The 13,300-nt window shown below is 65.1% G+C and carries 10 protein-coding genes; 7 read left to right on the plus strand and 3 right to left on the minus strand.

All coding sequences use genetic code 11. The features are described from left to right. Positions 1 to 129 precede the first annotated feature (129 nt). Positions 130 to 1,224 (minus strand): IS481 family transposase, encoded by a 1,095-nt coding sequence (locus A5636_RS15230; protein WP_065159477.1) that lies wholly within the window; start codon positions 1,222 to 1,224, stop codon positions 130 to 132. 619 nt (positions 1,225 to 1,843) lie between these two features. Beyond that, positions 1,844 to 2,626, minus strand: a complete 783-nt coding sequence (locus A5636_RS15240; protein WP_437339833.1) for a SigB/SigF/SigG family RNA polymerase sigma factor — start codon at positions 2,624 to 2,626, stop codon at positions 1,844 to 1,846. A 179-nt stretch (positions 2,627 to 2,805) separates the two neighbouring features. On the opposite strand from A5636_RS15240, the gene A5636_RS15245 reads away from it, so the two are divergent. From A5636_RS15245 to A5636_RS15270, 6 genes are all read left to right on the plus strand, one after another. Then, a complete protein-coding gene (locus A5636_RS15245) occupies positions 2,806 to 4,251 on the plus strand; it encodes an FAD-dependent oxidoreductase (RefSeq protein ID WP_065159479.1) in 1,446 nt (481 codons plus the stop codon). Between the two features lie 27 nt (positions 4,252 to 4,278). Beyond that, a complete protein-coding gene (locus A5636_RS15250; RefSeq protein WP_065159480.1) occupies positions 4,279 to 4,938 on the plus strand; it encodes a DUF1345 domain-containing protein in 660 nt (219 codons plus the stop codon). A gap of 16 nt (positions 4,939 to 4,954) precedes the next feature. Further along, the gene (locus A5636_RS15255; RefSeq protein WP_081287812.1) at positions 4,955 to 5,350 is read left to right on the plus strand and encodes a nuclear transport factor 2 family protein; all 396 of its coding nucleotides are present in this window, start codon (positions 4,955 to 4,957) and stop codon (positions 5,348 to 5,350) included. Positions 5,351 to 5,413: 63 nt separating this feature from the next. Further along, entirely contained in the window at positions 5,414 to 6,886 is a 1,473-nt protein-coding gene (locus A5636_RS15260) for an MFS transporter (protein WP_065159573.1), read from the plus strand. Between the two features lie 74 nt (positions 6,887 to 6,960). After that, positions 6,961 to 11,088, plus strand: a complete 4,128-nt coding sequence (locus A5636_RS15265) for a SpoIIE family protein phosphatase (protein WP_065159481.1) — start codon at positions 6,961 to 6,963, stop codon at positions 11,086 to 11,088. Next, positions 11,088 to 11,396 carry an STAS domain-containing protein gene (locus tag A5636_RS15270; protein WP_065159482.1) on the plus strand — a complete coding sequence of 103 codons (309 nt, stop codon included), beginning with the start codon at positions 11,088 to 11,090 and terminating at the stop codon, positions 11,394 to 11,396. Before A5636_RS15265 ends, A5636_RS15270 begins: the two co-directional genes overlap by 1 nt. A gap of 58 nt (positions 11,397 to 11,454) precedes the next feature. Here the strand turns inward: A5636_RS15270 and A5636_RS15275 are convergent, their stop codons facing one another. Then, positions 11,455 to 12,477: a cupin gene (locus A5636_RS15275; protein WP_065159483.1), complete on the minus strand. Its 1,023-nt coding sequence runs from the start codon at positions 12,475 to 12,477 to the stop codon at positions 11,455 to 11,457. 114 nt (positions 12,478 to 12,591) lie between these two features. Here A5636_RS15275 and A5636_RS15280 point away from each other — a divergent pair, with 114 nt between their 5' ends. After that, positions 12,592 to 13,251 carry a GntR family transcriptional regulator gene (locus tag A5636_RS15280; RefSeq protein WP_065159484.1) on the plus strand — a complete coding sequence of 220 codons (660 nt, stop codon included), beginning with the start codon at positions 12,592 to 12,594 and terminating at the stop codon, positions 13,249 to 13,251. Positions 13,252 to 13,300: the final 49 nt, after the last annotated feature.

Below are 13,300 nucleotides of genomic sequence, written 5' to 3' on the forward strand. Positions count from 1 at the left end.
ACACCAGCTGAAACTGGCCGACCGCCTATTCCGATGTCTTGAGACACCCCATTCCTATGTCCTGAAACACCACACTGCCGGGGGCACCAGTGTGATGTCTCAAGACATACGCATAGCCCGAACCCTCGTTTAGGGTTCGGGTTTTTTCTTTGGGCGTCCGGCGGGGACTCCGCGGGGTTGGTAGTCCCTGGTGGGGTCGAGGGTTAGCTGGCGGAGGAGTTCGCCGGTGGCGGCGTTGATGATTCTGATGTCGAGGTGTTGGACGAGGACTAGTACGTGGGTTCGGGCGTGGGTGCGGCCGACGCCGATGTGGTGCAGGCGTCCGGCGTGGCGCAAGGTGAGTTTTGCGTAGTGGTCGATGCGGTCGCGGCGTACGCGGTGGTGGGTGTATTCGTTGAGGAATTCGTCGAGTTGGGTTTGCAGCTGGGTGAGGGTGGTGGCGCGGGGTTGGCCGGTGAGCCATTTTTTGAGGGTTTGGTGGAATCGTTCGACTTTGCCGCAGGTGGTGGGGTGGTTGGGGGTGGAGTTGATTTGGTGTACGCCTAGGCGGTGTAGTTGGGCTTCATATTGGTTGCGTCCGCCTTTGCCGCCGGCGAATCTGGTGGTGAAGACCATGCCGTTGTCTGTCAGGGTGGAGTACGGGATGCCGTGTTTGGCAACGGTTTTGATGAATTCGTCGGCGACGATGGGGCCGGTGATGCGGTGGTGGGCGGTGACGGAGAGCGCGTAGCGGGAGTGGTCGTCGAGCCAGCACAGGATTTCGACGTGGGTGCCGTTGGCTAGCCGCCAGTGGGTGAAGTCGGCTTGCCAGCGTTGGTTGGGTTGTTCAGCGGCGAAGCGGATGTAGGAGGATTTGGGGCGTTTGTGCGGGCTGGGCGCCACGAGGCCGGCCGCGGCCAGGTGCCGGCTGATGGACGCCACTGAGACGTGCAGCCGGTGGTGGTGTTCTAGGTGCCAGGCGATTGTATGAGGCCCGGCGTCGAGTCCTTTGCTGACCAGCGTTTGGCGGATGTCAATGATCAGGTCGATGGTGCTCTGCGCTAGCCGCGTCGGACTGGTGTGGGGCCGTCGCGATCGGGGCTCGAAGGCGGCCGGCCCCTCCAGCGTGTAGCGCTTGAGCAGCCGCGATACCCACCCTTGTGAAACTCCGTAATCACGGGCGACCTGCGACTGCGAACGGCCCTCCACGAGGACGGCGGTGATGACTAAGCGAGCTTTCGACACCAGCTGAAACTGGCCGACCGCCTATTCCGATGTCTTGAGACACCCCATTCCTATGTCCTGAAACACCACACTGTCCCCGCTACTATTGGAAATGGCCCTCAGGCGTAAGCCTGGGGGCCACTTTCATGGCTAGCCACGGCTTATGACTCGGCGCGTGCGGGCGCAGACTCTCCTCGGCGCGCACGGGCACCGCGTGTGGCTCGAGTGATGAATCGATGACGCAGCGAGGCGAGCGGAGTCGGGATCCGCCACCGCGACTTCGAGGGCGCCGAATCCAGCAGCGGGCCGGCGGCGCTGAGTGTGTTGTCGACCGCGTCGCCCAAGCGGGAGCGGCGACCGCGCCGATGTAGGAAGTGCGATACGACGGCCGCTCCCGTCAACGTCAGCGGCACAACCGGATTTGCAAAAGCCCACGTGCGGGCCGCCTCAACGGCTGAACCGAGACCGCGTTTCGCCACTTGCTCGACGACGCCGCCATTGGCCGATGTGTCGGACTGGTTGACCACTGCCAATCTCCTGTCTGAAGACCTTCACTCCGCAGTCGCACCCTGGGAACACCGCCCGCCGGAGTGGCCAGCGTGACGGATGTGACCGATGGGGCCGGCACCCGTTCCTGAAGTCAGCCCGCCGCGGCCAACCCCGGCCGCTCAGCGCCGCGGCGCAACGTTTGCAGCGCTTTGGCGAGTAGCCGAGAGACGTGCATCTGCGAACATCCGATGCGGTCAGCTATTTCGCTCTGGGTCAGTTCGTCGAAGAAACGTAGCTTGATGACGGTTCGCTCCCGCTCCGGCAGGGCAGCGATCAGCGGGCGTGCGGTGTGCACGCTAAGCACCTTTTCCAGCCGGGAATCGACGCCGCCCACGGTGTCGGCCAGCGACCGGTGCTCATCGTCCTCACCTCGTGGGGCGTCGATCGACAGCACCGAATAGTTGCTGCTGGCTATCATCGCGTCGACTACCAGCGCGCGATCGATACCCAAATGCTCTGCAATCTCCGATGCATTTGGGGCCCTGCGCAATTCGCGAGTGAGATCTTGGGTGGCGGCGGTCAACTGCGACTGCAAATCCTTGATCCGGCGCGGCACTTTGACCGCCCATCCGTGGTCGCGGAAGTGTCGCCGAACTTCGCCGGTGATAGTGGGAACAGCGAAAGACAAGAATTCTGAACCGGTCTCGACCTTGAAGCGGTCCACGGCGTTGACCAGACCTACCCGCGCCACCTGTACCAGGTCTTCGAAGCATTCCCCCCGGTCGCGGTAGCGCCGCGCAATATGGTCGGCCAGCGGCAAACAGCGCTCGACGATCAGGTCACGTTGCCGGCGATAGGCCAACGACGTTGGATCAAGCTCTTGCAATGCGCGAAATAATGGCCCTACATCTGCATATTCACCCGTCGATCCCACGATAAATCCTCCACAAGGTAAGCGTTTTGGGGGTCGGGGCTCTGAGCTGAACTCGACGGGGCTGTTTACCCCTGGAGCCACGAAACGAAACGTGAGCGGATTGGTCACGGTCCTCTAACGTCTCGCGACACGTACCTGGCCGGAGGTAAACCAACCCTGCGGCAGACCACAATGCGGGCATGACGCTATCGCCCAAACCGGCGCAAGAATTCTCGCGGCAGACGTTCCTGCGTGCCGCCGCCGGAGCGCTGGCCGCAGGCGCGGTTTTCGGCACGGTTCGCGCCACCGCGGACCCGGCCGCCTCCGGCTGGAGCGGCCTGGCAATCGGCGGGCAGGTGCTGACGCCCGGTGACGGTCAATTCGCCGGTGCCAAACAGGTTTTCAACACCAACTACAGTGGCGCGACCCCCGCTGCAGTGGTCGTGCCCACTTCGGTGGCGGACGTGCAGAAGGCAATGGCATTCGCCTCCGCGCGCAATCTCAAGGTCGCTCCGCGCAGCGGCGGCCATTCGTATGTGGGGGCGTCCACAGCGGACGGTGCGATGGTCCTCGACCTGCGTCAATTGCCCGGAGACATCAAGTACGACGCCGCTACCGGAAACGTCACGGTCACCCCCGCAACCAGCCTGTACGCGCTGCACCAGGCGCTGGCCGCGGCGGGACGGGGCATCCCCACCGGCACCTGCCCGTCGGTCGGCACCTCCGGGCACGCCCTCGGCGGCGGAATCGGAGCCCAGTCCCGGCACGCCGGGCTGATGTGCGACGCGCTGACATCAGCGTCGGTGGTACTGCCCGGCGGCCAGGCCGTCACCGCCTCCGCGGCCAGCCAACCGGACCTGTTCTGGGCGCTGCGCGGCGGCGGAGGCGGCAATTTCGGCGTGACGACCTCGCTGACCTTCGCCACGTTCGCCACCACCGACGTCGACGCCGTCAATCTCAATTTCCCAGCGCAATCCTTCGCACAGGTATTGGTCGGATGGCAAAACTGGCTGCGTACCGCTGACCGCAACAGCTGGGCACTGGCCGACGCCACGATGGACGGGATGGGTACGAGTTGCCGCATCCTCGCGACCTGCCCGGCCGGTTCGGGAGGCAGCGTAGAGAGCGCGATCGTCAAAGCCGTTGGGCTGCAACCGACCGGCACCGAGCACCACACCTTCAACTATCTGGATCTGGTGCGGTATCTGGCCGTCAACAACCTCAATCCATCACCGCTGGGATATGTCGGGGGATCCGACGTGCTGTCGACCATGAACGCGGCCGCCGCGCAGGGAATCGCTTCTGCGGTCGAAGCTTTCCCTCGTGAGGCGGGTCGCGGGCTGGTGATCATGCATGCGCTCGACGGCGCGCTGGCCACCGTGCCGGCGGCCGCCACCGCATTCCCGTGGCGGCAGCAGGCGGCCTTGGTGCAGTGGTATGTCGAGACGGGTTCACCGTCGGCCGCCACGGGTTGGCTGAACACCGCGCACCAGGCCGTGCGGCAGTCCTCGGTCGGCGGCTATGTGAACTACATCGAGGCCAATCAACCGGCATCCCGGTACTTCGGGGCGAACCTGGCGAAGTTGAGCGCGGTCCGGCAGAAGTACGATCCGAGCCGAATCATGTTCTCTTCGTTGAACTTCTGAAATTCACGGACACGAACGGGCGGTGACGTGACATACCCAGGCGCGCGCAGGCGAACGCACGTCGTTCTGCGCCTGTTCGTGGCGTTTGTGTTCGGGGCCGCGGCGCTGGTCCTGATGGGAGTGATCGCGGGGTGGGAGTACGCCTCGAGCGCGGGCTGGATCGCCGCGGCCACGGTATACCTCGTGTGGACGTGGGTCGTCGTGCTGCCGATGGATGCCGACGAGACACGCGAGCACGTGCGGCCCGAGGCCCCGCCGCACCATTGGATGACCGACGCCGTCCTCCTGTCGGCGAGTGTGGCGAGTTTGGCCGGCGTCGCGCAGCTGCTGGCGGCCGGCTCGAAGGCGGGGGTAGAGAAAAATGTGGCCGCCGGCATCGGAGTGGTCAGCATCATCGCCGCGTGGTGCGTCGTCCACACCGTCTTCAGCATCCGCTACGCCGACGTCTACTACTCAGACCCCACCGGTGGAATAAACTTCGACGGCGCTGAGGCCCCGCGGTTCCTGGATTTCTTCTACATGGGATTTACCGTCGGAATGACCTACCAGGTTTCCGACACCAATCTGCAAACCGGTCAGTTGCGCCGCATCGCGCTGGGCCAGGCGTTGCTGTCATATCTCTTCGGGGCGGTGATCCTGGCGGTCACCATCAATCTCATTGTCGGGCTTGGAAATCCGACCGGATAGTGCGAAAGGATCGTCGGTGACGGAATTGGACGAGGGTCGCAGAGCCCGCCGGGCGGCGGTTGTCGTCGAGCACATGCAGAGCGAGAACGTGCAGGAGTGGGATCGGACCATGGCGACGTTCAGCCACCCCCGTTACGAGATGCCCGACGGGACGGTGTTCGACGGACGCGAGGAGGTGATGCAGTACTGGCTAGACGGCCGCACCCTGGTGCCGGATCAGCGCAACGAACTCATCGAACTCACCCATCTGAACGACGGCGACGTGCAGATCGAATTCTGGCTGCGGGGCACCCCGACCGCGACGAATGAACCGTTCGAGGTCCGATTGTGGGCGGTCTTCGGTTTTGACGAAGCCGACCTGATCACCGGCGAGCGCGTGTACGTGCAGCCCCCGACGGATGCCGCCCGATGATCGATGTTTCTGATCGTTTCCCGCCGGGAACGTGGACGTGTGCCGAATCGAGAAAATCCGCCCGTGCCGACGCCGAATGACACCGCAGGTCCGATCCGGAGTCTGATTCCCGCCCGCATCGACCGGTTGCCCTGGTCCCCGTTCCATACGCGGATGGTGGTGGCGCTCGGTGTGGCATGGGTCCTGGACGGCTTGGAGATCACCGTGGCCAGCGCGGTGGCCGACACGCTGACTCAACCCGAGACTCTGCACCTGTCCTCGACCGCCGTCGGCTTCCTGGCCACCGTCTACCTGGCCGGCGAGGTGCTGGGTGCGCTGTACTTCGGCCGGATGTCCGACAAGCTGGGCCGGCGGAACCTGTTCATGATCACCTTGGGTGTGTACCTGGTGGGCAGCGGTCTCACCGCTTTCACCCTGGGCAACAGCATCGGTTGGCTCGTCTTTCTCTACATCACCCGGTTCATCGCCGGGATGGGCATCGGCGGGGAGTATGCGGCCATCAACTCCGCGATCGACGAACTGATCCCGGCGCGCTTTCGTGGCCGCGTCGACATCGCGGTGAACGGGACATACTGGGCGGGCGCGATCCTCGGGACGCTGGGTACCTTCGTCTTCCTCAAGGCGATCGATCTCAGTCTGGGCTGGCGGCTGGCATTTCTGATCGGCCCGGTGCTGGCGGTCGTGATCGTGCTGGTCCGGCGAAACCTGCCGGAGAGCCCGCGTTGGCAGGTGATGAACGGGCGCACCGAGCAAGCCGAACAGACCATCTCTTACATCGAGCAGGAGGTGCAGGCCGGCGGGGCGCCGCTGCCCGCTGTCGATGAGACCAAGGCCATCGAGTTGCGCCCCGCCGAACAGATCGGCTACCTCGCGTTGACCCGAGTCCTGTTCCGCGACTACCCGAGTCGTGCCGTGTTGGGCGCATCGCTGATGATCAGTCAGTCGTTCCTCTACAACGCGATCTTCTTCACCTACACGTTGGTGCTCGGCAAATTCTACGGTGTTCCCTCCGCATCGACGCCGCTTTACCTGATCGCATTCGCCGTCGGAAACCTGTTGGGGCCATTGACCATCGGCCACTTATTCGACACCATCGGTCGCCGGAAAATGATCGCCGGCACCTACCTGCTGTCCGGATTGCTGTTGGCGGTGAGCGCTGCGCTGTTCCAGGCCGGAGTGTTCAACGCCATCACCCAGACCATTGCCTGGTGCGTCATCTTCTACATCGCCTCTGCGGGAGCCAGCGCGGCCTATCTCACCGTCAGCGAGATCTTCCCGCTGGAAGTCCGGGCCAAGGCGATCGCGGTGTTCTTCGCTATCGCCCAGTGTTTCGGCGCACTGGGACCGGTGATCTACGGTGCGCTCATCGGTGACGCGAAGGAGTCCCTGCCGCTGTTCATCGGCTATCTCCTCGGCGCCGTAGTGATGATGGCCGGTGGGTTGGTGGCCTGGTTCCTGGCGGTGGACGCCGAAGGTAAGTCGCTGGAGGACATCGCTACCCCTCTGGCGGCCAGCAGCAAAAGTTCGACATACTAATCGTCCGGGCAACTTTCCGACCGCATTGAGCCGACAGTGCACCACCATCCCGCCCGAAACCTCACCTGAGAGAGATGTCAGTGGTCTTCCGCGCAGACCAGGAGATCGGACGCGATCTGGCCGCAGTCGACTGGGCGTCGACCCCGTTGGGGCCGGTTGACGATTGGCCGCAAAGCCTCCGCACTGCCGTGGACATCCTGCTGTCGTCCCAGTTCTCGATGTGGATGGGTTGGGGCCAAGAACTCACCTTCTTCTGCAACGCTGCCTACCGCCGCGACACCCTGGGGCGTAAGTACCCCTGGGCGTTGGGACGCCCGGCCAGGGACGTGTGGGCGGAGATCTGGGCCGACATCAGCCCGCGCGTCGACCGCGTGCTGTCCACCGGGGACGCAACCTGGGACGAGGCATTACTTCTCATCCTCGAGCGGTCGGGCTACCCCGAGGAGACGTACCACACCTTCTCCTACAGCCCACTGCGTGATGACGACGGCAACGTGGTTGGTCTGCTCTGTGTGGTCAGCGAGGACACCGAACGGGTCATCGCGGAGCGACGGATGGCGACGCTGCGCGATCTGGGTTCGGACCCGAGCGTGGTGCGCACCGAACGTCAGATGCTCGATTTCGTAGCCGATCAACTCGCCAACAATCCGGTCGATCTGCCCTTCACTTTGACCTACCTGTTCGACAACAACCGCGACGCCCACCTTGCCGGCCTCAGCGGTATCCGCTACGGCCATCCGGCGGCTCCGGAGACGCTACCGCGCCACGGCGGCATCTGGCCTGTCGAGAAAGCGGCGCAGGGTGACGCCGAGCTGATCGAAATCGACGGTTTCGCAATGGAATTGCCGACCGGCGCCTGGAGTGAGCCGCCCGCCCAGGCGCTGGTGGTGCCGCTGCTGCAACCCGGTGGTGCGCCGCTGGGGTTTCTGGTCGCCGGGTTGAACCGGCACCGCGAAATCGACGACGACTATCGGGGTTTCGTCGAATTGGTGGCCGGATACATCTCTGCCGGGGTGGGTAGCGCGCGCAGTTATCAGGCACAGCAACGCCGCGCCGAGGAACTCGCCGAACTCGACCGGGCAAAGACCACGTTCTTTTCCAACATCAGTCACGAGTTCCGCACTCCGCTCACCTTGATCCTGGGACCGGTCGACGGACTGCGCAGCCGGAACACCGGTGTCGACGAGGCCGCACGCCAGGAGCTGGAGCTGGTGTACCGCAACGGTTTGCGGCTCGCGAAGCTGGTCAACACGCTGCTCGACTTCTCGCGTATCGAGGCTGGGCGGATGCGGGCTCGGTTCGAGGCCGTCGAACTCGCCTCGCTGACCGCCGATTTGGCGAGTGTGTTTCGTTCGGCGATCGACCAGGCCGGTTTGGCGTTCACCGTGGACTGCGCACCGCTGGCCGAGCCGGTGTACCTGGACCGGGAGATGTGGGAGAAGGTGGTGCTCAATCTCCTCTCCAACGCGTTGAAATTCACCTTCGACGGTGAGATCAGTGTCCGGGTGACGCGCGACAGTCAAGCAGTAGTGACGGTGAGCGACACCGGGATCGGCGTACCGGCCGCCGAGATGCCCCGGCTCTTCGAGCGTTTCCACCGCATCGACTCCGCCCGCGCCCGGTCCACCGAAGGCAGTGGTATCGGGCTGGCCCTGGTCAAGGAACTCGTCGGACTCCACGGCGGCACCATCACGGCCGAGAGCACCGAGGGTGTGGGCACCTCGTTCACCGTGCGGTTGCCGTTCGGGACGGCCCATCTGCCCGCCGAGGAACTTGTCTCACCGTCCGAAACCAGCTCAGCGACTGACCAGATCGCCGCGCCGTACGTGCAGGAGGCGCTGCGTTGGCTGCCGCGGGAGACGCGGGAGAGCGCCACCTCGACGGCGGTACCTGCCGCGGCAACCATGCCCGCCCAGGGGAATCGCGAGGAGCTGCGGGCGCGGGTGCTGGTTGCCGACGACAACGTCGACATGCGTGAATATCTCGCCAATCTGCTCACCGCATCCGGCTACGAGGTGAGTAGCTTCGCTGACGGGCAACAGGCGCTGGATGCCATCCGCTCTCGACTCCCTGACCTGGTCATCAGCGATGTCATGATGCCAGGGCTGGACGGACTGCAGCTGTTGGCGGCGCTGCGCAACGATCCGCGTACCGCGGCACTGCCCGTACTACTGCTGTCGGCGCGCGCGGGGCAGGAAGCCTCGGTCGAGGGTTTGCTTGCCGGCGCTGACGACTACCTCGTGAAGCCCTTCGTCGCGGCGGACCTGCTCGCGCGCGTGCGGGCCAACGTCGAGTTGGCGCACTTACGCAACTACCACGCGCGCTGGCGCACCGCACTGGTGGATTCGTTGCAGGAGGCGTTCTTCGTGTCAGACGAGCGCGGCGCCGTCGTCGAGATCAACACCGCATTCACCGAAATTCTGGGCTATGGGCCCGAGCACCTGCCGTACGAACCCGTCCATCCCTGGTGGCCGGACGCCGACAGCGAGCCGGATTCCCGTCGGCAGGTCGAGACGGCGTTCGCGCAACTACGTACCGAAACGCAGGGCGTCTTCACCGTGCCTGCCATACATCGGGACGGGCACCGGTTGTGGATCAATGTCAGTTTCAACCATGCCGACGACCCCGACTCCGGACGCCGGGTAATGGTCGGCACCTTCCGCGACGTCACGGCGGAGCACTACGCCGTGCAGAGCCAAACAGCGTTGGCTGGGCTCAATCAACAACTGGTGCAATCGGATACGTTGCGCGACGCGCTGCAGGGTGCGCTCGAGGTGCTGCGCGACGTGTGGCACGCCCGGCGAGTACTGGGCGCCACGTTCATCAGCGATGCGCCGGAAAGTCCCACACCCGACCTGCTCTGCGCCGGTGAAGCGGCCAAGTGGCCGGATCTGACATCGCACCACCGGGAGCTGATCGCGTCCCTGCGCGATGCCGATCTGTTGAGCGTCATCGCCGAAGTGGGCGCGGCGGGCATCGCTCTGCAACACCCACGTGGGCGGTTAGTGGTCTGGGTCGAGTTGTCCGAGCATCGTCGCTTCACCCGGGAGGATCGCACCCTGCTCACGGTGCTGGCCGGTCGGCTCAGCCAAGGGCTGCTCCGCGTGTATCAGCTGGACGAACAGCGCGAAACCGCTGTGGCACTGCAGCATGCGATGCTGGGGCCCGCGACGTTGCCCGACGGTTTTGCGGTGCGGTACCGTCCCGCAAGCCACCCACTTCAGGTCGGCGGCGACTGGTATGACGTCGTCGAACTTGACAGCGACCGCGTCGGGCTGATCGTGGGCGACTGCGTCGGTCACGGCTTGGGCGCGGCGACCGTGATGGGTCAGTTACGCAGCGCTTGTCGTGCGCTGCTGCTCGAACAGCCAAGCCCGGGAGCGGCGTTGGGTGCGCTGGACCGCTTCGCGGAGCGGTTGCCGGGAGCGCGTTGCACCACCGCTTTCTGCGCCGTGCTGACCCGCGACACCGGTGAGTTGTTGTACTCCAGCGCGGGCCATCCGCCGCCCATCATGGTGCACGCGGACGGCACGACCGAGATGCTCAGCGGGGAACACGGTTTGCCGTTGGCGCTACGTCCGGAGTGGACTCGACCTGAAACTCAGGTGACCATGCCGCCGCGCTCAACCTTGTTGCTTTACACCGACGGACTGGTGGAGCGGCGCGGTTTCTCCCTCGATGACGGCATGGCCCGTGCCGCCGACGTCGTTCAGGAGGGCCGTTCGCACGGGTTGGAAGAGGTCGCGGACCAACTGATGGTTTCGCTGGAGCCCGGGGGCGGCTACCCCGACGACGTCGCCATGCTGCTGTACCGGCAGCCGGCGCCCTTGGCGATGGAATTCTCCGCCAACGCAAGCCAACTCGCGCCCGGCCGGACCGCTTTGCGCAACTGGCTGACCCGAGCCGGCGTCGATCCCGATCAGATTCAAGATGTGCTGGTCGCCACCGGAGAAGCTGTGGCCAACGCCATCGAACACGGCCTGCGAGACCACCCCGACGGCACGGTCTCGTTGCGCGCGACAGCGATCGTCGACCGGTTACAGGTGACGGTCGCCGACACCGGAGTCTGGAAGCCGCCCGCTGAAATCCCCGGGTTCAGTCGGGGCCGCGGCATCTCACTGATGCGAGTTTTGATGGAGGATTTCAGCATTCATTCCAGTGAAGCGGGCACGACAGTGCAGATGTACGCAAGGATCACCTGATGGCAACGCCGCTCACGTTGAACACGGACCGTGACGCCGACGGGACGCCACGAGTGACTGTCACCGGCGAGATCGACCTGAGCAACATCGACGTCTTCACGCGCGCGCTCGCTGCCGCCAACGGGGGCACCCGCGACCCCATCACCATCGATCTACGTGCGGTCAGGTATCTGGACAGTGCCGGGATCAACGCCCTGTTCGACCACGCCGACATCATCGACGACCTGCACGTGATCGTCCACCCGCTGCTGGTCCGGGTTCTCACCGTCAGTGGATTCAGCAAGATCGCCCGGGTCGAAGCCGGATAAGCTCGTCGTCATTCTGTGAACCCGGACGGTCGTGAGAACCCTTGCACTGCCGTGGATTTCACCCGCCGGAGTTGTCCGGCCGACGGCTGAACTGCATGTCGAGGCTGCGCAGGTGGGTCTGCAGCCCGGCGTCCTGCACCGGGATCAGGTGTGCCGGGGCGCCGGATTCGTTGTAGTGCGCGTGCCACATGCCCGGCGGCGTGGTGAACGCGCCGCCTGCCTGCCAGTCCACCCGGATCGGGTCGGCGATGCGACCGGAGCTGTCGAGCTGGGTGCCCAACAACGTGTAACAGCCGGGCTGGGCGTCCAGGATCAGGTCCAGGGCCACGGACTGGTGGCGGTGGGGCCGCTGTTCCCGGCCGGGCGGCAGCACTCCGAACATCGCCCAAAGCACGTGGGTCAGGGTCAGCGTCTGCTCCTGCTCGGCGTTGGCCAGCAACACGCTCACCCGGTTCCGCCGGTTGGCGCCGGGCCGGGCAGCGATCTGCTGCAACTCGGCAACTACGTCCGCGCGCCGGAACTTGGTGGGACGGAATCGCGGTTCGGTGGCCCGGACGCCGAGATACCGCAGCAGGGGCTCGTCGTGCACCCAGTACATCGCGGTGTCGGCGCCGGCGCAGAACGTGGCGGGTGTGCCGGCGGGCAGGGTCAGGAAATCGCCCTTCTCCCAACGAATTAGCGTGCCGTCGACGATTGCGGCGCCACGCCCGTACAGCACGTAGTACAGCTGCGAGGTGGCGTTCGGACTGGTCTCGACGCGCTCGTTCGACCGGATCCGCACGAAGTTGGCCAGTAGTGCGGGACTGGTGGCGGCACCGCTGGTGATGCCCATGTCGCCGGACAGGTCCAGCGGGATGATCCCGGTGGGCTGGTCCCGGTACAGATCCGGGCTGAATTGGGCGATCGGCACCCGCGGGGTGTGGCCGGAGCCGATCGGGTCGGCGGCCTGGGTGTATTCGAAGTAGCGGGCATCTTCTCCCCAGTCGGCCCACTCCTCGAATCTGCCCTCGAATGCAACCTCGGTCACGTCCGTCATCGGCGCCGGGATCGTCGGGTCCAGCGTGTCCATTGCGATCGTCATGGCGTTCTCCTTGCTCCCACGCACTTATATCTCGATAGTATCTATCTTGTATCTAAGACGCAAAAGCGGAGCATCGTTACTGTCGGTACACGACTTAGCGGCAAGGAGGCCGGCATGGCATTGGAGACGGCCCGCGGGTCAGGTGCCGCCAAGGACCGAGCGCTGGATTACGTCAAGTCCCGGGTGCTGACCGGTGCGTTTCCGGGCGGGGAGCTGATCAGCGAAGGCGAGGTGGCCACCGCACTGGGCATGTCGCGCACCCCGGTGCGGGAGGCGTTCCTGCAGCTGGAGGCGGCCGGTCTGCTGCGGCTGTATCCCAAGCGCGGCGCGCTCGTCGTGCCGGTTTCGCCGGACGAGGTGCGTGCCGTGCTGCAAGCCAGGCTGGTGCTGGAAGACTTCGCGGCCGGTGCCGTGCTGCAGCGGGGAAGCGTGGCGTGTGCGGCGCTGTACGAACAGCTTTCGGCCGAAGTCCAGCGTCAGCGCGAGGCCGCGGCGGCCTCGCGCTTGGCTGAGTTCCTCGAGTCCGACCGCGCCTTCCACCAGCTCACGCTGGACGCCGCCGGCAATGCCATTCTGGCCGGGTTCTACTCGACCTTGCGCGACCGTCAGATGCGGATGATCGGGGAGTCAGCACGCGACCCACAGCGCCTGAACACCATCATCGCCGAGCACGAACGCATCGCGGACGCGCTGCGCGACGGAGAATTGGAAGGGGCACGCGACGCCGTGCGCGCGCATCTATCCAGCACCACCCGAGCGCTGGGGTTGCTATGAACAGCGCTGGGGTTGCTATGAACAGCGCTCGAGCCAGCGTGAGATCCTG

It is taken from the genome of Mycobacterium asiaticum, from assembly GCF_001673315.1.
GTDB classification, from domain to species: Bacteria; Actinomycetota; Actinomycetes; order Mycobacteriales; family Mycobacteriaceae; genus Mycobacterium; species Mycobacterium asiaticum_B.